This window comes from Variovorax jilinensis (genome assembly GCF_030316885.1).
Classification (GTDB): domain Bacteria; phylum Pseudomonadota; class Gammaproteobacteria; order Burkholderiales; family Burkholderiaceae_C; genus Variovorax; species Variovorax jilinensis.
The window spans coordinates 406,345-423,171 of record NZ_JASZYQ010000004.1; the positions used below are offsets into that span (position 1 = coordinate 406,345).

A 16,827-nucleotide genomic window follows, 5' to 3' on the forward strand; every position below is an offset into this window, starting at 1 on the left:
GCACTCCCATTCAAGGCAAATTCCATGTTCGGCATCGCTGATTACGGCGCGTTCGTCGCGGCCATCGTCCTGTTTCTCGCGATTCCCGGGCCTGGCAACCTCGCGCTGATCACCTCGACCGGCAAGGGTGGCGTGCGTGGCGGGCTGGCGGCCACCCTGGGCTTGATCCTCGGCGACCAGGTGCTCATGTGGGCCGCCGTGGCGGGTGTGGCGGCCCTGCTGGCTGCCTATCCAGCCGCCTTCAGCGCAGTGCAGTGGCTGGGTGCGGCCTATCTGGCGTGGCTCGGCTATCGGATGATCCGTGCCAAGCCCGGCGCTGCGCCCATCCTGAACATCCGCCCGCGCCAGTACCTGCAGCAGGCCTTCGCCATCACCTTGCTTAATCCGAAGGCAATCGTCTTCTACATGGCCTTCTTTCCGCTGTTCATCGATCCCACACGGCACCTGGGCTTCCCGACTTTTGCCGCGATGGCAGCCACGATCGCATTCCTGACCTTTCTCTACGGCCTGATCGTGACCTTCCTGACCTACTTCCTGGCCGAGCGCCTGCGCGCCAATCCGCGCATCTCGGGCATGCTCGGCAAGCTCGCGGGCGTGTTCCTGATCGCTTTCGGTTTCAAGCTCGCCATCTCGCGCTGAAATGGCCAAGATCTTCTGCATCGCGAACCAGAAAGGCGGCGTCGGCAAGACGACCACGGCAGTCAATCTGGCGGCCGGCCTGGCCAAGGTGGGCCAGCGGGTCCTCATGATCGACCTCGACCCGCAGGGCAATGCGACGATGGGTTCGGGCGTCGACAAGCGACAGCTCGAGACCACGGTCTACGACGTGCTGCTCGAATCGGCCTCCGTGGCCGAGGCCCGCGTGCGATCCGAAACCTGCGGCTACGACGTGCTGGGCGCCAACCGCGAACTGGCCGGCGCCGAGGTGGAGATGGTTGCGCTCGATCGCCGCGAGAAGCGCCTGCGCACCGCGCTGGCCGCGGTCGGTGCCGAGTACGACTTCATCCTGATCGATTGCCCGCCCAGCCTCAGCATGCTGACGCTCAACGGCCTTTGCGCCGCACATGGCGTGATTGTGCCGATGCAATGCGAGTACTTCGCGCTCGAAGGCCTCACGGACCTGGTCAACACCATCAAGCAGGTGCACGCCAACCTCAACAAGAACCTGCAGATCATCGGCCTGCTGCGCGTGATGTTCGATCCGCGCATCACGCTGCAGCAGCAGGTCAGCGAGCAGCTCAAGGCGCATTTCGGGGACAAGGTGTTCGACACCGTGATCCCGCGCAATGTGCGACTGGCCGAGGCGCCGAGCTACGGCCTGCCCGGTGTGATCTTCGATCCGCAGGCCAAGGGCAGCCAGGCTTTCGTCGCCTTCGCGCAGGAGCTGGTCGAGAAGATGCCTCCGGCCAGCGCCATGGCATCCGATGCGTCGGCGCCGCCGGTGCCGGCCCCGATCGACGCACCGCCGGTCGCCGTGCACCTGCCGGACGGCCCATGAGCCAGACGGCGGCTGCGATGGCGAATACCGGCGTGCGACCCCAGCAGGTGGCCCCGTGAGCGGGCCTGAGATCCTGCTGCTGCCCGGATGGCAGAACAGCGACGCTGCGCACTGGCAGAGCCGATGGGAGGCCGTCCATGGCGACCACCGCGTCGAGCAGCACGACTGGATGCGCCCCTTGCGTGGCGACTGGTCGGCCCGCCTCGAGGAGGAAGTCCTGGCGGCGCGCGGCCCCGTGGTGCTGGTCGCCCACAGCCTGGGCTGCATTCTGGTCGCGGCCTGGGCTGCTCATTCCGTCAACACCGCCAAGGTGCGTGCCGCGTTGCTGGTGGCGCCGGGCGACCTCGAGCGCGACGACCTGCGCCAGATGATTCCCGGCTGGGCGCCCATCGTGCGCCGAAAGCTGCCGTTCCCCGCGCTGATGATCGCTGGCAGCAACGATCCGTACTGCGATGCCGAGCGCTCACGCGCGATGGCTGACGACTGGGGCGCGCGCTTCGTCGATGGCGGCGCGCGCGGTCATCTCAACGGCGAATCCGGCCTGGGCGACTGGCCCGAGGGCCGCGCCCTGCTGAACGAACTCCTTCAACAAAAATGACTTCCATGGCCACCAAGAAACCCAAGGGCCTCGGCCGCGGACTCGAGGCCCTGCTGGGCCCGACCTTCAACGGCATCGACAGCACGGCTTCCGACGACACCGCGCGCGCCAACCCGACGATCCTGCGGCTCGACCAGATGGTGCCCGGCGTCTACCAGCCGCGCACGCGCATGGACGAAGGGGCGCTCTACGAACTGGCCGAGAGCATCAAGGCGCAGGGCATCATGCAGCCGATCCTGGTCCGCCGGCTCGATGCGGATTCGGCGCTCGACAAGAAGGCCGAGTTCGAGATCATCGCCGGCGAGCGGCGCTTTCGCGCGGCAGGCCTTGCAGGTCTGGAGACCGTCCCGGTGCTGGTGCGCGACGTGCCGAACGAGGCCGCGGCCGCCATGTCGCTGATCGAGAACATCCAGCGCGAAGACCTCAACCCGCTTGAAGAAGCTCAGGGTTTGCAACGACTGGTGCAAGAGTTTGGGCTTACTCACGAGACCGCCGCCCAAGCCGTCGGGCGGTCGCGCAGTGCGGCCAGCAATCTGCTGCGCCTGCTCAACCTGGCCGAGCCCGCCCAGGCCATGCTGATGGCCGGCGACATCGACATGGGCCATGCGCGCGCCTTGCTGTCGCTCGACAAGGGCACGCAAATTACGGCAGCCAACCAGATCGCGGCGCGCAAGATGTCGGTGCGCGAGGCCGAGGCGCTGGTGAAGAAGCTGGCGGCCGAGTTCAGCCTCACGCCCTCGTCGCGCCGCGGGGGCGCGGCCGAGAAGTCGCGCGACCTGCTGCGCGTCGAGGAAGAACTGGCCGACCTGCTCGCGGCCGAGGTCGAGGTCCGCATCAAGAAGCGCAGCAAGCGCAGCGGCAAGCTCGAGGAAAGCGGCGAGCTCGCGATCCACTTCGGCTCGCTCGATGCGCTCAACGGCCTGATCGACCGCTTGCGCAAGATGTGATCGTCGCGGCCGGCGCCGATGGATGGCCGCGTCGGTCATGGCCGCGCAGCTTCTGCGGCCGCGAGCGCGGCTGGCGGGCTACAGGCTGAAGATCTTTCCCGGGTTCATGATGTTCTTCGGATCGAGCGCGCGCTTGATCGTGCGCATCATGTCGATCGCGCCGGCACCGGCCTCGGTCACGAGGAAGTCCATCTTGTGCAGGCCGACGCCATGCTCGCCGGTGCAGGTGCCTTCGAGTGCCAGCGCCCGGCTGACCAGCGCGTGGTTGAGCTTCTCGGCGGTCACGCGCTCTTCAGGGACGTTGGGGTCGAGCAGGTAGCCGAAATGGAAGTTGCCGTCGCCCACGTGGCCGACAAGGAAGTAGGGGATGCCGCTGGCATCGGCCTCGGCCACCGATTCGAGCAGGCAGTCGGCCAGCCGCGAGATCGGCACGCAGGTGTCGGTCGAGATCACGCGGCAGCCGGGACGCGACTGCACGGCCGCGAAATAGCTGTTGTGGCGTGCGGTCCAGAGCCGGGTGCGCTCCTCGGGCGTGCTGGCCCATTCGAAGGCCTTGCCGCCGTGGCCGCTGGCCAGTTCCTGCACCGTCTCGGCCTGCTCCTTGACGCCCGCGGGCGAGCCGTGGAACTCCATCAGCAGCATCGGTTCCTCGCGCAGGCCGAGCTTGGCGTAGGCGTTGACCATGCGGACCGTGTTGACGTCGATCAGCTCGACTCGCGCGATCGGCACGCCGAGCTGGATGGTCTCGATGGTGGTGCGCACCGCGGCCTCGATGCTCGGGAACGAGCAGATCGCGGCCGACACCGCTTCGGGCAGCGGATAGATGCGCAGCGTGACCTCGGTGATGACGCCCAGCGTGCCTTCGCTGCCGACGATCAGGCGCGTGAGGTCGTAGCCGGCCGATGACTTCTTGGCCCGCGTGCCGGTGCGGATGACCTCGCCGCTCGCGGTCACGACCTCGAGCGCGAGCACGTTCTCGCGCATCGTGCCGTAGCGCACGGCGTTGGTGCCGCTCGCGCGCGTGGCCGCCATGCCGCCGATGGAGGCGTCGGCGCCCGGATCGATCGGGAAGAACAGGCCCGTGCTCTTGATCTCCTCGTTGAGCTGCTTGCGCGTGACGCCGGGCTGCACCGTGACCGTGAGATCGTCGGCGTTGATCGACAGCACGCGGTTCATGCGTGCCACGTCGATGCTGATGCCGCCCTGGACCGCGAGCAGGTGGCCCTCGAGCGAGGAGCCGACGCCGAAGGGAATGACCGGCACGCTGTGCTCGCTGGCGAGCCGCACCGCATCGGCCACGTCCTGCGTGCTCTCGGCGAAGACCACCGCGGAAGGCGGCGGGGCATCGAAGGAGGATTCGTCGCGGCCATGCTGCGTGCGCACCGCCATCGCGGTCGAGCAGCGCTCGCCAAAGCGGGCCTTGAGGGCGGCGATCAGCGCCTCGGGCACCGCGCGCAACGCGATCTCGGGCGTGAGGTGGGCGGGGGAGGTGGGAGCATTCATGGGGCGCGGTCTCCTGGAGGGTCTAACATTCTACGGAGCACCCCCGCAAACCGCACGAGAAGGACAACCATGGGCAATCGCCTGACGCAGATCGCAACCCGCACCGGCGACGACGGCAGCACCGGACTCGGCGACAACACGCGCGTGCCCAAGGATCACCTGCGCGTGCACGCGATGGGCGACGTCGACGAGCTCAACTCGAACATCGGCCTGCTGCTGTGCGAACCGATGCCCGCGCCGGTGCGCGAACTGCTGGTCGACGTGCAGCACCAGCTCTTCAACCTCGGCGGCGAGCTCTCGATGCCGGGCTACACGCTGCTGAAGGCCGACGCGCTGCTGCAGCTCGACAACGCACTGGCCGAGCACAACGCGGCCCTGCCGCGGCTGGCCGAGTTCATCCTGCCCGCGGGCACGCGTGCCGCGTCGCAGGCCCATGTCTGCCGCACCATCGCGCGCCGCGCCGAACGCGCCGTGGTGGCGCTGGGCGCCGAGGCCAAGCTCAACGCCGCGCTGCGCCACTACCTGAACCGCCTGAGCGACCTGCTGTTCGTGCTCGCGCGCGTGCTGAACCGGGTCGACGGCGGCGACGACGTCTACTGGAAGAGCGAGCGCATGGCGCGCGCCGCGGCAGCGGACGCCGGCGCGGACTGAAGCGCCGGCCGCAGGGCGGCTTTACCTTGCTTCACGCGCCGCGTACATGCAGGCGGCAAGCGCGACACACCCGGCTTCCACACTGGACTCCTCATCAACGCAGAAGGAGTTCCGAAATGATCAAGTCAAAGTGCATGGCCCTTGGCGCCGCAGCGCTCGCGATGGGCATGGCGGGCAGCGCCTTCGCGCAGGATCCTCGCTGGGATGGCCGCCAGGATCGCCATGTGCCGCAACAGATGCAGCAGCGCCATGCCGGCCCGGCCTACGACCATCGGGGCCAGCCCGACTACCGTCAGGGCCCTGCGCGCGGCCAGACGTACCACCGCGACTACAGCCGTCCCGACGCCTATCGTGGCCCCAGCCCGCACGCCGAATGGCGCCGCGGTGGCCGGTTGCCGAACGAATACCGCGGTCGCGCCTACGTGGTGGACGACTGGCGCGGCCACCGTCTGCAGCAGCCGCAGCGCGGCTATCAGTGGGTCGGAGTCGGTGGCGATTTCGTCCTGGCCGCCGTCGCCACCGGCCTGGTCGCGCAGATCATCGTCGGACAGTAGGGCAGCAACCCACGCGAAATAGGGAAACGTGGGGCTATATCAGGCCGTCGCCGGGCCGCCCCAAGGCGGCCTGCGGCCCCCCGGGGGGGCAGCGACCCACACAAAGTGGGGAGCGGGGGGCTACATCAAACCGGCGCAGGCGCCATCTGGGCACAGACGTTGCGCCCGGTGATGGTGAGCCGCAGCCCGCCGCCGTGCCATTCGAGCCAGTTGAGACGGACGTAGGCATCGACGTCGTTCTCGTCGATGCGGCCGGCCTGGTGCTGCAGCAGGTGATCCACGGTGGCAGGCAGGGCCTGCCGCAAACGTTCGCGGGCGGCGGCTTCGCTGGCTGCCTTCGTCGCTGCAATGCGCGTCTGAGAATTCGATGCCATGGCTGTTTCGATCCAATCGCTGAGGGATTCGCACCAATGTACGCTTCCTAACGATACGGACTAGGACCTTTTTCTCGTTTTCGCGCAGGGCAAACACGCATGTCGCCGTGGGGACGTCCTTTTTGCTTACTTGCGTGGCTGCAGCAGCTTGCTGACCTCGTCCACGTTCTCGCGAATGCGCTGACGCACCACGTCGAAAGCGTCGGCCTGCGACTTCGCCGCCACTTCCGACAGTTCACGGATGTCGTCGAGCGCCTGCTTGAAGGCGGCCTTGCCCATGGCGTCGAGCTTGGCGAAGCCCTCGCGCGGATCGGTGCCCGGCAGCGACTTCATCGTGCCCTGCCATTCCTCGATCGAGGACTTGAGCATCTCGGTCTGGCGCTGCACGACGCTCTGCAGGCCCTGGTAGGACTTCTCGTTGACCTTCATGAGCGCCTGCAGGTCCTTGCGCCCGTTCTCGACGATGGCGCCCGCGGCGCCGGCCAGCGGCAGGTTCTGCAGCCGCTCCGCCATGCCCTTGAGCGGCTTGACGAAGGCTTCCTGGACGTCCGCCGGCGTGGGAATTCCGCGCGTGCTCGGCTTCTTCGCGGCAGTGGTGCTCGTCTTGCTGGTGGCCATGTGCGTGATCTCCGGGGTTGAGGTTGGAGTCGCGACGATACGCCCAGTGGGGCGTTTCATGGAAGCCCGGCCTTCACTTGACCAGCTTGAGCGTGCCCTTCATCAAGGTCGAGTGCCCCGGGAACGAGCAGAAGAAGGTGTAGCTGCCGTCGGCCGCGAGCTTGGCGGGCGAGAAGCTCACGCTGTCGCTCTCGCCGCCGCCCAGGATCCTGGTGTGGGCCACCACGCGCGCGTCGCCGGCCTTCACATAGTTGTTGGCCAGGCCCGCAGCGATGCCGTCGCTGGCCACCATCGGCACCTCGGCCGTCTTGGCGAGCACCCAGTTGTGGCCCATGGCCTGCTTGGGCAGCTTGCCGCTGTGGCGCAGCGTGACGGTGAAGCTCTTGCAGGCGCTGCTGACTTCGATCTCCTTCCTGTTGAACTGCATGGCGTCGTTGCCGTCGATCTCGACGGCGCAGTCGGCGGCGAATGCGGGCGCGCAGGCGATGCCGAGGACGGCGGTGGTGGCGATGGCGGCAAGGCGGCGGAGCAGCATGGAACAGGACCTCGATGAAAAGAGGCCGTGCACCTCGCGCGGCCCTGGGTTCATTGTCGACAACGCCGACGGCTGCCTCATGACCTGGGTCAAGGTCGTCCCCGATGCGCAGATGCGGTGTTGCGGTGCGGGCACGGTGCGCCGCTTTGCTTGCCCTGCGTCAAGGACGCGCGCCTCCCGCCTCACCAAACTGCCTGCAGTTGCCGACATCCCGCGTCGGCCAATTACCAGAGAAGCAGGAAAGCAAATGATTCGAGATTCCTTCAAGCGCGCACTGATTGCAACGGCCGTCCTCGGCGGCCTGTGCGCGTTGCCGGCGGCGGCGCAGGAGGCGCAGGGCAACTGGCTGGTGCGTGCACGCGCGGTGCGCATCGACACCGCGAACAAGTCCGATCCGATTCCCTCGCTGGCGGTGCCGGCCGATGCCATCACGGTCAGCAACAAGACCATCCCCGAGATCGACATCAGCTATTTCTTCACGCCGAACATCGCGGCCGAACTGGTGCTGACCGTGCCCCAGAAGCACACCGTGACGGTCGAGCAGAGCGCGCTCGGCGGGCCGGTCGACATCGGCACCTTCAAGCAGCTGCCGCCGACGCTGATGCTGCAGTACCACTTCATGCCCGAGGCCACCATCCGGCCCTACGTGGGCGCCGGCCTCAACTACACGCGCATCAGCGGAGTGAACCTGTTCGTGCCGACCGTGGGCGCGCTCGACCTCAAGCAGAACAGCTACGGCCTGGCGCTCGGTGCCGGCATCGACATCGCGATCGCGAAGAACGTGTTCCTCAACTTCGACGTCAAGAAGGTGCAGATGCGCACCGACGTCACGCGCCTGGGCCAGACGCTGTCGACCGTCAAGGTCGATCCGTGGCTGTTCGGCGCCGGCGTGGGCTATCGCTTCTAGGCCAATGGCGCAGCCTTGACCTGGGTCAAGCCGGTGCGGCCCGCCCGCGGCTAGCCTTGCCGCATGGAAGTCGCGCTCTCCCTCGCTTCGCCGTTGCCACGTGCCGAGGGCGATGCCGTGGCCGCCGGCCCGGTGCTCGACGATCCGGCCGAGTGGCCGGCCTTCGGCCATGCGCTCGAAGGCGAGGACGCGGCCAAGGGGCGCTGGGAATCGCAGGTGGTGGTCGAGGGCATGCATTGCGCGGCCTGCGCCTTCACGGTCGAGGCTGCGCTGATGCAGGTTCCCGGCGTGATCTCGGCCCAGGTCAATGCCGCGAGCCGGCGTGCCCGCGTCGTCTGGTCGTCGGCGGCGGTACGGCCTTCGCGCTGGTTCGCGGCCTCGGAGGCCGCGGGCTACCGGCTGGTGCCTGCCGGCGACACGCTCGCAGGCGCGCGGCGCCAGCGCGAGGCGCGTCGCGCGCTGTGGCGCTGGCTGGTGGCGGGCTTCTGCATGATGCAGGTGATGATGTATGCCTACCCGGCCTACATCGCGCACCCCGGCGAGATGTCGGCCGATGCCGTGCAGCTGATGCGCTGGGCCTCGTGGATGCTTTCGGTGCCGGTGCTGCTGTTCTCGTCCGGCCCCTTCTTCGGCAGTGCTCTGCGCGACCTGCGACAGCGCCGCATCGGCATGGACCTTCCGGTGGCGCTCGGCATCGCGATCACCTTCGTGGTCAGCAGCGCCGCCACCTTCGATCCGCAGGGGCCGCTGGGCAACGAGGTGTACTTCGATTCGCTCACGATGTTCGTGTTCTTCCTGCTGACCGGCCGCTGGCTCGAGGCGCGGCTGCGCGATCGCACGGCAGGCGCTCTCGATGCGCTCATGAACCGGTTGCCCGACAGCGTGCTGCGCCGGCGTGCCGACGGCGGATTCGAACGGGTCGCGCTGCGCCGCGTGGCGCTCGGCGACCTGTTGCGCGTGCTGCCCGGCGAGGCCTTCCTCGCCGACGGCGTGCTCGTTGCGGGCGATACCGCGGCCGACGAGGCGCTCATCACGGGCGAGTCGCGGCCGGTGCCGCGCCCGTGCGGATCGCGCGTGCTGGCCGGCAGCCACAACGTGGGCGCGGTGGTGGAGATGCGCGTCGAGGCGCTCGGCAAGTCCACGCGCTACGCCGAGATCGTGTCGCTGATGGAGGGTGCCTCGCTGCAGAAGCCGCGCCTGGCCCGGCTCGCCGACCGCGCGGCGCGGCCGTTCCTGATCGCGGTGCTGCTGGCCGCTGCCGCTGCCGCCCTGCATGGCTGGCATGCGGATTCGGGGCAGGCGCTGATGGTGGCCGTGGCGGTGCTGATCGTCACCTGTCCCTGCGCCTTGTCGCTCGCCACACCGGCGGCGATGCTCGCGAGCGCGGGCCGGCTGGCGCGCGGCGGCCTGCTGGTGCGCAACCTGCAGGCGCTCGAGGCACTGGCGACGGTCGATCGCGTGGTGTTCGACAAGACCGGCACGCTGACGCGCGACACGCCGCGCCTCGATCGCGTCTACTGCCGCCAGGGCCTGCGGCCCGGCGATGCGGTGGCGCTGGCCGCCGCACTCGCGGCCCAGTCGCTGCATCCGGCCTCGCGCGCGCTCGTCGCGGCCTGGCAGGCGCAGCATCGCACCGCACCCGACTGGCGCGCGATGCAGCTCGGTGAGGTGGCGGGGCAGGGCCTCGAGGGAAGTCTCCAGCGCAGCGCTGGCGGGCCTCTGCGCCGCGTGCGTCTGGGCTCGGCCGCGTTCTGTGGCGTGCCCGCACTCGCAGTCGATGCGGCCCAGGTGCACCTGGCGGACGAGCAGGGCTGGATCGCGAGCTTCGTGCTGGCCGAGGACCTGCGCGAGGATGCGGCCGCGGCCGTGGCCGCACTGCAGGCGCAGGGCGTGGAGGTCTCGCTGCTCTCGGGCGACGGCGCCGCCGCGGCGGCCGAGGTGGCGCGCCAGGCCGGCATCGCCGACGCCAGCGGCGATTGCTCGCCCGAAGACAAGCTCGCGCGCATCCGGCAGCTGCAGGCCGAGGGGCACGTGGTCGCGATGGTCGGCGACGGCCTCAACGACGGACCGGTGCTGGCGCAGGCCCATGCCTCCTTTGCCTTCGGCCGCGCGGTGCCGCTGGCGCAGTCGCGTGCCGACTTCGTGGTGCAGGGCGATGCGCTCGAGGTGGTGCCGCACACCATCGCCCAGGCACGCCGCACGCTGCGCATCGTGCGCCAGAACCTGGGCTGGGCCGCGGGCTACAACGCGGTCTGCGTGCCGCTCGCCGTCATGGGCTGGCTGCCACCGTGGCTCGCGGGACTCGGCATGGCCGCGAGCTCGCTGCTGGTGGTGCTCAACGCGGCGCGTCTCGCGAGGCCTGCCTGATGGACATCCTGTTCCTGCTCGTTCCGTTCTCGGTGGTGCTCGTGCTGGTCATCCTCGGCGGCCTGTGGTGGGCCGTGGACCGTGGGCAATTCGACGACATCGAAGGCGAGGGCGAACGCATTCTGCGCGACGATTGATCTGCATCAACGCTGTGCCGCGGGGGGAGCCGGACACTGAACCGGTTCCAAACAAGAGGCTCCGCGATGCATGCTCCGAATCCTTCCGCCCCGGTCTACAGCGACACGGTGGTGCGGCAGTTCGCTCTCATGTCGGTGGTCTGGGGCGTGGTCGGGATGCTGGTGGGCGTGATCATCGCCTCGCAGCTGGCCTGGCCCGACCTCAACTTCGGCATCCCCTGGCTCAGCTACGGGCGCCTGCGTCCGCTGCACACCAACGCGGTGATCTTCGCCTTCGGCGGCTGTGCGCTGATGGCGACCAGTTTCCACGTGGTGCAGCGCACCTGCCAGGTCCGTCTCTTCGCACCGGCGCTGGCCTCGTTCGTGTTCTGGGGCTGGCAGGCGGTGATCGTCGCGGCGGCGGTCAGCCTGCCGCTGGGCTACACGACCGGCAAGGAATACGCCGAACTCGAATGGCCGATCGACATCCTGATCACGCTGGTCTGGGTGGCCTATGCGATCGTGTTCTTCGGCACCGTGGGCATCCGAAAGGTGCGCCACATCTACGTCGCCAACTGGTTCTACGGCGCCTTCATCATCGCGGTGGCGCTGCTGCACGTCGTCAACAGCGCCGAGATTCCGGCGGGGTGGATGAAGAGCTACTCGGCCTATGCGGGCGTGCAGGACGCGATGGTCCAGTGGTGGTACGGCCATAACGCGGTCGGCTTCTTCCTGACCGCCGGCTTCCTCGGGATGATGTACTACTACGTGCCCAAGCAGGCCGGTCGCCCGGTGTATTCGTACCGGCTGTCGATCGTCCACTTCTGGGCGCTGATCTTCGTCTACATGTGGGCCGGTCCCCACCACCTGCACTACACGGCACTGCCCGACTGGACGCAGTCGATCGGCATGGTGTTCTCGCTGATCCTGCTGGCGCCGAGCTGGGGCGGGATGATCAACGGCGTGATGACGCTCTCGGGTGCCTGGCACAAGCTGCGCACCGACCCGATCCTGCGCTTCCTGATCGTCTCGCTGTCGTTCTACGGCATGGCGACCTTCGAGGGTCCGATGATGTCGATCAAGACGGTGAACGCGCTGTCGCACTACACCGACTGGACCATCGGACACGTGCACGCGGGCGCCCTCGGATGGGTCGGCCTGATCTCGATGGGCTCGCTCTACTACCTGATTCCGCGCATGTACGGCCGCACCGAGATGTTCAGCGTGAAGGCGATCGAGCTGCACTTCTGGATGTCGACCGTGGGCATCGTGCTGTACATCGCCGCGATGTGGATCGCGGGCGTGATGCAGGGCCTGATGTGGCGCGCGCTCAATGCCGACGGCACGCTGACCTACACCTTCGTCGAGAGCGTGAAGGCCACCTATCCCTACTACGTGGTGCGCCTGCTGGGCGGCGTGCTGTACCTGGGCGGCATGCTGATCATGGCCTGGAACGTCTGGATGACGGTGATCTCGGGCTTCAGCAAGCCCTCGCCGATTCCGCAGCACGCGCTGGCCCCCGCCTGAGGAGAACACGATGAGCGCCAAACCCCCTTCGGGCTTCTCGCACCAGAAGATCGAGACCAACAACTTCCTGATGATCGTGCTGATCCTGCTGGTCATCGCCATCGGCGGCCTGGTCGAGATCGTGCCGCTGTTCTTCCAGCGTTCCACCACGCAGGCGATCGCCGGCGTCGAGCCGCTGTCCCCGCTGCAGCTCGCGGGCCGCGACATCTATCTGCGCGAGGGCTGCTACAACTGCCACTCGCAGATGATCCGGCCGCTGCGCGCCGAGACGCTGCGCTACGGCCACTACTCGGTGGCCGGCGAATTCGTCTACGACCATCCCTTCCAGTGGGGCAGCAAGCGCACCGGCCCCGACCTGCAGCGCGTCGGCGGCAAGTACAGCGACGAGTGGCATCGCATCCACCTGAACAACCCGCGCGACCTGGTGCCGGAGTCGAACATGCCGGCCTACGCCTGGCTCGAGAAGAACAGGCTCGACCCCGCGGAGTCGGCGCCCCGCATGACCGCGCTTCGAACCGTCGGCGTGCCCTACACGGACGCGCAGATCGCGGGTGCGGCAGCCGAAGTCAAGGGCAAGACCGAGATGGACGCGATGGTCGCCTACCTGCAGTCGCTCGGCCTCGCACTCAAGTAAGGACCACCGCGATGGACATCATCACCACCCTGCGCATCGTCGCCACGCTGGCCTCGTTCGCCATCTTCATCGGCATCTGGCTCTGGGCCTGGTCGCGCCGCAACAAGCAGGCCTTCGAGGAGGCCGCAAGACTCCCTTTCGAGGAGGATCCGGCATGAGCGACTTCACCAGCAATTTCTGGTCGCATGTCGTGACCGCCATCGCGCTGGGCGGCATCGCGGCCTGCGCACTGCTGCTGTGGTGGACCGCACGCTTTCGCAGCGCGCCCACCGGCGACAACACCACGGGCCATGTCTGGGACGAGGACCTGCGCGAGATGAACAATCCGCTGCCGCGCTGGTGGATGGGCTTGTTCGTGCTGACCATCGTGTTCGGGGTCGGCTACCTGCTGGTCTTCCCAGGCCTGGGCAGCTACCGCGGCACGCTCGGCTGGTCGGCGGGCGGCGAGTATTCGAAGGATGTCGAGCGCGCCAATGCGGCGCTGGCGCCGGTCTATGCGAGCTTCAGCGCGCAGCCGGTCGAGCAGCTGGCTGGCGACCTGGCCGCGATGGCGGTCGGCGAGCGGCTGTTCCTCAACAACTGCGCCCAGTGCCACGGCTCGGATGCACGCGGCAGCAAGGGCTTTCCGAACCTGGCCGATGGCGACTGGCTGCACGGCGGCACGCCCGAGAAGATCCGGGAATCGATCACGCTCGGTCGCACCGGCGTGATGCCGCCGATGGCCGAGGCGGTCGGTTCGGCCGATGACGTGAAGAACCTCGCCAACTACGTCCTGAGCCTCTCGGACAGCCCGCACGACTCGGTGCGCGCCGGCCTCGGCAAGAGCAAGTTCGCCGCCTGCGCGGCCTGCCACGGCATCGGTGGCGTCGGCAACACCGCGCTCGGTGCGCCGAACCTCACCGACAAGGTCTGGCTCCATGGCTTCGGCCAGGAGGCGATCATCGCGATGATCAACCAGGGGAAGGTCAACCACATGCCCGCGCAGCAGGGCCGGCTGACCGAGGCCCAGATCCACGTGCTCACGTCCTACGTCTGGGGTCTCTCGAACAAGGCGACGCCGGCGGCGGCGCAGTGAACCCCGGGCCATGAGCGAACTGGCGACCTCCGTGACTGATCGAGCCCCGGCGCCGAAGCCCGCGTCCCCGCGCAAGGTGATTCCGATCGCGCCCGCAGCCGAGGCGCGCGAGGAGCAGGTCGGCCTCTATGAGGCGCACAGGAAGATCTACGCGCGCGGCGTGGACGGCCGCTTCGCGCGCTGGCGCTGGGCGCTGGTGTTCGCGACCCAGCTGGTGTTCTACGGCCTGCCCTGGCTCGAATGGGGGCAGCGGCAGGCGGTGCTGTTCGACCTCGGCGCACGCCGCTTCTTCATCTTCGGGCTGGTGCTGTATCCGCAGGACCTGATCTATCTCACGGGACTGCTCGTGATCTCGGCGCTGTCGCTGTTCCTGTTCACCGCGGTGGCGGGGCGGCTGTGGTGCGGCTATGCCTGCCCGCAGACGGTCTACACCGAGATGTTCATGTGGATCGAGGAGAAGATCGAAGGCAGCCGCAACGCGCGCATCCGGCTCGACGGCGGCGGCTTCACGGCCGAGAAGCTGGTCAAGAAGTGGTTCAAGCACGTGGTCTGGATCGCGATCGGCCTGTGGACCGGCTTCAGCTTCGTCGGCTACTTCACGCCGATCCGCGAGCTGGGCCTCGAATTCCTGCAGACGCGCATGGGCGCGTGGGAGATCTTCTGGGTGCTCTTCTACGGCTTCGCCACCTACGGCAACGCGGGCTTCATGCGCGAGCAGGTGTGCAAGTACATGTGCCCCTACGCCCGCTTCCAGAGCGCGATGTTCGACCGCGACACGCTGATCGTGAGCTACGACCCGCAGCGCGGCGAACCGCGCGGCGTGCGCGCGAAGGCGCGTGCGGCGGCCAGGCCGATGGCATCGGCCATGTCGAGTCCGGCGCGCGGCGACTGCATCGACTGCAAGCTGTGCGTGCAGGTCTGCCCGACCGGCATCGACATCCGCGACGGCCTGCAGTACGAGTGCATCGGCTGCGGCCTGTGCGTCGACGCCTGCAACCTCGTGATGGACAAGATGGCCACGCCGCGCGGCCTGATCCGCTATGCGACCCAGAACGGCATGGCCGCACGCTGGACGCCGCGCCAGCTGCTGCGGCGCGTGCTGCGGCCGCGGGTGCTGGTCTACGGCGCGGTGCTCGCGGCGCTGAGCATCGGCCTGCTCGCGAGCCTGGTGGCGCGCACGCCGCTCAAGGTCGACGTGGTGCGCGACCGCGCCTCGCTCGCGCGCATCGCCGAGGGCGGACAGCTCGAGAACGTCTACCGGCTGCAGATCATGAACGCCACCGAGACGCCGCAGCGCTACCGGATCACGGCCAGCGGGCTCGCCGGCCTGCATGTCTCGTCGGAGGACACCGTCGAGGTCGCACCCGCGCAGTCGCGCTGGGTCGCGGTCCGGCTCCAGCTGCCCTATGGCAGCGCGCCGGCGGGCTCGCACAAGGTGCAGTTCGAGATTCGCGCCGAGAGCGGCGAGGCCTCGGTCGCCGAGCCCGCCGTGTTCCTGGTGCCGCGCTGAACGAAGAAGACCCACGAAGGATGAAGACCATGAACAAGGACCAGAACCCGCCTCCAGCCGCCGCGCCATGGTGGCGCTTCCCGCTCGTCTGGATGGTGATCGGCGGGCCCGGCCTGGTGGTGCTCGCGAGCTTCGTCACGCTGTGGCTTGCGCTGTCGCGACCCGATCCGGTGGTGGAGGAGGACTACTACCGAAAGGGCGTCGAGCTCAGCCGCCCGCCGGTCGACAAGAAGCTGATCCCCGCCATGGCCGGCCGCAACCATGCGGCCACCCCGGAGGCGGACGTGCCACAGCCGCGGCATTGACGGCATGAGACGCCGAACCGCTCCGAAGGCGACATCCGAAGCGCGGCCGCGCGGAGGGACACCCGTGCGCGCGCGGCGCTGGATGTGGATCCTGTGGCCGGCCTTCCTGCTGGCCTGCGCGCTCGAGATGCTGGTGTTCGCGCTGGTCGATCCGGGCGACCTGAACTGGCGCGGCGAGGCGCTGGGTGCCTCGCGGCAGGCGGTCTACACGATGGCCTTCTTCGCCTTCTGGCTGCTGGCCACGGGATCGGGCGCGCTCACGCTGCTGCTGACCCGGCCCGCGGCCGAGGTCAACAGGCCGGGGCGTTGACGATGCGGCGCAGTGCGTCGGGGTCGACGATGCGCACGTTGCGCTGCTCGACCTCGACCATGCCGTCGGCCGCGAACTTCGACAGCGTGCGGCTCACAGTCTCGAGCTTGAGGCCGAGGTAGCTGCCGATCTCCTCGCGCGTCATGCGCAGCACCAGTTCGGAGCGCGAGAAGCCGCGCGCATGCAGACGCTGCACGAGGTTCAGCAGGAAGGCGGCCAGCCGCTCCTCCGCGCGCATGCTGCCGAGCAGCAGCATCACGCCGTGCTCGCGCACGATCTCGCGGCTCATGATCTGGTGCACGTGGCGCTGCAGCGCCGTCACCTCGCGCGACAACTCCTCGATGCGGTCGAAGGGCATCACGCAGACCTCGGAATCTTCCAGCGCCACGGCGTCGCAGGTGTGCTGGTCGTTGACGATGCCGTCCAGGCCGATGATCTCGCCGGCCATCTGGAAGCCCGTAACCTGGTCGCGGCCGTCCTCGCTCGCCACGCGCGTCTTGAACACGCCGGTGCGGATCGCGTAGAGCGAGGTGAAGGCCTCGCCGTTGCGGAACAGCGTCTCGCGCCGCTTCACCTTGCGTCGCGTGGCGACGATGTCGTCGATGCGCTGCAGCTCGCCCGGCGCCAGTCCGACCGGCATGCACAGCTCGCGCAGGTTGCAGTTCGAGCAGGCGACCTTGATGTTTTCGGGTTTGATTGATGCGGTCGAGGTCATGTCCAAATTGTCCGATGTCAAGGAGCGCGGATGCTTGATGCAGGTCAAGGTTTGCGGGCCGCGTCGGCGGCATAGTGACACAT

The 16,827-nt window shown here is 68.3% G+C and carries 21 protein-coding genes; 16 read left to right on the plus strand and 5 right to left on the minus strand.

Annotation, left to right across the window (positions count from 1 at the left end; genetic code table 11):
- Positions 1–24: 24 nt before the first annotated feature.
- Genes QTH87_RS17645 through QTH87_RS17660 form a run of 4 tightly spaced genes read left to right on the plus strand, consistent with a single transcriptional unit; the run spans position 25 to position 3,043 of the window.
- The gene (locus QTH87_RS17645) at positions 25–639 is read left to right on the plus strand and encodes a LysE family translocator (protein ID WP_286611004.1); all 615 of its coding nucleotides are present in this window, start codon (positions 25–27) and stop codon (positions 637–639) included.
- 1 nt (position 640) lies between these two features.
- Positions 641–1,498 carry a ParA family protein gene (locus QTH87_RS17650; RefSeq protein ID WP_286611006.1) on the plus strand — a complete coding sequence of 286 codons (858 nt, stop codon included), beginning with the start codon at positions 641–643 and terminating at the stop codon, positions 1,496–1,498.
- A gap of 55 nt (positions 1,499–1,553) precedes the next feature.
- On the plus strand, positions 1,554–2,096 hold the full coding sequence (locus tag QTH87_RS17655) for an RBBP9/YdeN family alpha/beta hydrolase (RefSeq protein WP_286611008.1): 543 nt from the start codon (positions 1,554–1,556) through the stop codon (positions 2,094–2,096).
- Positions 2,097–2,101: 5 nt separating this feature from the next.
- Complete coding sequence (locus tag QTH87_RS17660; protein WP_286611010.1) at positions 2,102–3,043, plus strand: ParB/RepB/Spo0J family partition protein; 942 nt, start codon at positions 2,102–2,104, stop codon at positions 3,041–3,043.
- A 78-nt stretch (positions 3,044–3,121) separates the two neighbouring features.
- On the opposite strand, the gene QTH87_RS17665 is transcribed toward QTH87_RS17660, so the two are convergent.
- Entirely contained in the window at positions 3,122–4,546 is a 1,425-nt protein-coding gene (locus QTH87_RS17665; protein ID WP_286611012.1) for an FAD-binding oxidoreductase, read from the minus strand.
- A 69-nt stretch (positions 4,547–4,615) separates the two neighbouring features.
- On the opposite strand from QTH87_RS17665, the gene QTH87_RS17670 reads away from it, so the two are divergent.
- Together QTH87_RS17670 and QTH87_RS17675 are read left to right on the plus strand one after the other, a co-directional pair.
- Entirely contained in the window at positions 4,616–5,197 is a 582-nt protein-coding gene (locus QTH87_RS17670; RefSeq protein ID WP_286611013.1) for a cob(I)yrinic acid a,c-diamide adenosyltransferase, read from the plus strand.
- Between the two features lie 116 nt (positions 5,198–5,313).
- Complete coding sequence (locus QTH87_RS17675; RefSeq protein WP_286611015.1) at positions 5,314–5,751, plus strand: RcnB family protein; 438 nt, start codon at positions 5,314–5,316, stop codon at positions 5,749–5,751.
- 125 nt (positions 5,752–5,876) lie between these two features.
- Here the strand turns inward: QTH87_RS17675 and QTH87_RS17680 are convergent, their stop codons facing one another.
- The 3 genes from QTH87_RS17680 to azu all read right to left on the minus strand — a co-directional run bounded on the left by QTH87_RS17680 (position 5,877) and on the right by azu (position 7,278).
- Positions 5,877–6,125: a hypothetical protein gene (locus QTH87_RS17680; protein ID WP_286611017.1), complete on the minus strand. Its 249-nt coding sequence runs from the start codon at positions 6,123–6,125 to the stop codon at positions 5,877–5,879.
- Positions 6,126–6,251: 126 nt separating this feature from the next.
- On the minus strand, positions 6,252–6,743 hold the full coding sequence (gene phaP / locus QTH87_RS17685) for a TIGR01841 family phasin (RefSeq protein WP_286611019.1): 492 nt from the start codon (positions 6,741–6,743) through the stop codon (positions 6,252–6,254).
- 73 nt (positions 6,744–6,816) lie between these two features.
- Positions 6,817–7,278 (minus strand): azurin, encoded by a 462-nt coding sequence (gene azu / locus QTH87_RS17690; RefSeq protein ID WP_286611021.1) that lies wholly within the window; start codon positions 7,276–7,278, stop codon positions 6,817–6,819.
- Positions 7,279–7,525: 247 nt separating this feature from the next.
- Here azu and QTH87_RS17695 point away from each other — a divergent pair, with 247 nt between their 5' ends.
- The 10 genes from QTH87_RS17695 (at position 7,526) to QTH87_RS17740 (ending at position 16,029) form a co-directional block, all read left to right on the plus strand.
- A complete protein-coding gene (locus QTH87_RS17695; RefSeq protein WP_286611023.1) occupies positions 7,526–8,185 on the plus strand; it encodes an OmpW/AlkL family protein in 660 nt (219 codons plus the stop codon).
- Between the two features lie 63 nt (positions 8,186–8,248).
- Positions 8,249–10,552: a heavy metal translocating P-type ATPase gene (locus QTH87_RS17700; RefSeq protein ID WP_286611025.1), complete on the plus strand. Its 2,304-nt coding sequence runs from the start codon at positions 8,249–8,251 to the stop codon at positions 10,550–10,552.
- Positions 10,552–10,689, plus strand: a complete 138-nt coding sequence (gene ccoS, locus QTH87_RS17705; protein ID WP_286611027.1) for a cbb3-type cytochrome oxidase assembly protein CcoS — start codon at positions 10,552–10,554, stop codon at positions 10,687–10,689. Before QTH87_RS17700 ends, ccoS begins: the two co-directional genes overlap by 1 nt.
- A 66-nt stretch (positions 10,690–10,755) precedes the next feature.
- Positions 10,756–12,195: a cytochrome-c oxidase, cbb3-type subunit I gene (gene ccoN, locus QTH87_RS17710; protein ID WP_286611028.1), complete on the plus strand. Its 1,440-nt coding sequence runs from the start codon at positions 10,756–10,758 to the stop codon at positions 12,193–12,195.
- Positions 12,196–12,205: 10 nt separating this feature from the next.
- A complete protein-coding gene (gene ccoO / locus QTH87_RS17715; RefSeq protein WP_286611030.1) occupies positions 12,206–12,829 on the plus strand; it encodes a cytochrome-c oxidase, cbb3-type subunit II in 624 nt (207 codons plus the stop codon).
- 11 nt (positions 12,830–12,840) lie between these two features.
- Entirely contained in the window at positions 12,841–12,987 is a 147-nt protein-coding gene (locus QTH87_RS17720; RefSeq protein ID WP_286611031.1) for a cbb3-type cytochrome oxidase subunit 3, read from the plus strand.
- Entirely contained in the window at positions 12,984–13,904 is a 921-nt protein-coding gene (ccoP, locus tag QTH87_RS17725) for a cytochrome-c oxidase, cbb3-type subunit III (protein ID WP_286611033.1), read from the plus strand. The genes QTH87_RS17720 and ccoP overlap by 4 nt, the downstream gene beginning before the upstream one ends.
- 10 nt (positions 13,905–13,914) lie before the next feature.
- Positions 13,915–15,414, plus strand: a complete 1,500-nt coding sequence (ccoG, locus tag QTH87_RS17730; RefSeq protein ID WP_444812804.1) for a cytochrome c oxidase accessory protein CcoG — start codon at positions 13,915–13,917, stop codon at positions 15,412–15,414.
- Positions 15,415–15,443: 29 nt separating this feature from the next.
- The gene (locus tag QTH87_RS17735) at positions 15,444–15,719 is read left to right on the plus strand and encodes a FixH family protein (RefSeq protein ID WP_286611035.1); all 276 of its coding nucleotides are present in this window, start codon (positions 15,444–15,446) and stop codon (positions 15,717–15,719) included.
- Between the two features lie 4 nt (positions 15,720–15,723).
- Positions 15,724–16,029 (plus strand): hypothetical protein, encoded by a 306-nt coding sequence (locus QTH87_RS17740; RefSeq protein ID WP_353506153.1) that lies wholly within the window; start codon positions 15,724–15,726, stop codon positions 16,027–16,029.
- On the opposite strand, the gene fnr is transcribed toward QTH87_RS17740, so the two are convergent.
- The gene (gene fnr, locus QTH87_RS17745) at positions 16,010–16,726 is read right to left on the minus strand and encodes a fumarate/nitrate reduction transcriptional regulator Fnr (protein WP_286611215.1); all 717 of its coding nucleotides are present in this window, start codon (positions 16,724–16,726) and stop codon (positions 16,010–16,012) included. The genes QTH87_RS17740 and fnr overlap by 20 nt on opposite strands.
- Between the last annotated feature and the right edge of the window lie 101 nt (positions 16,727–16,827).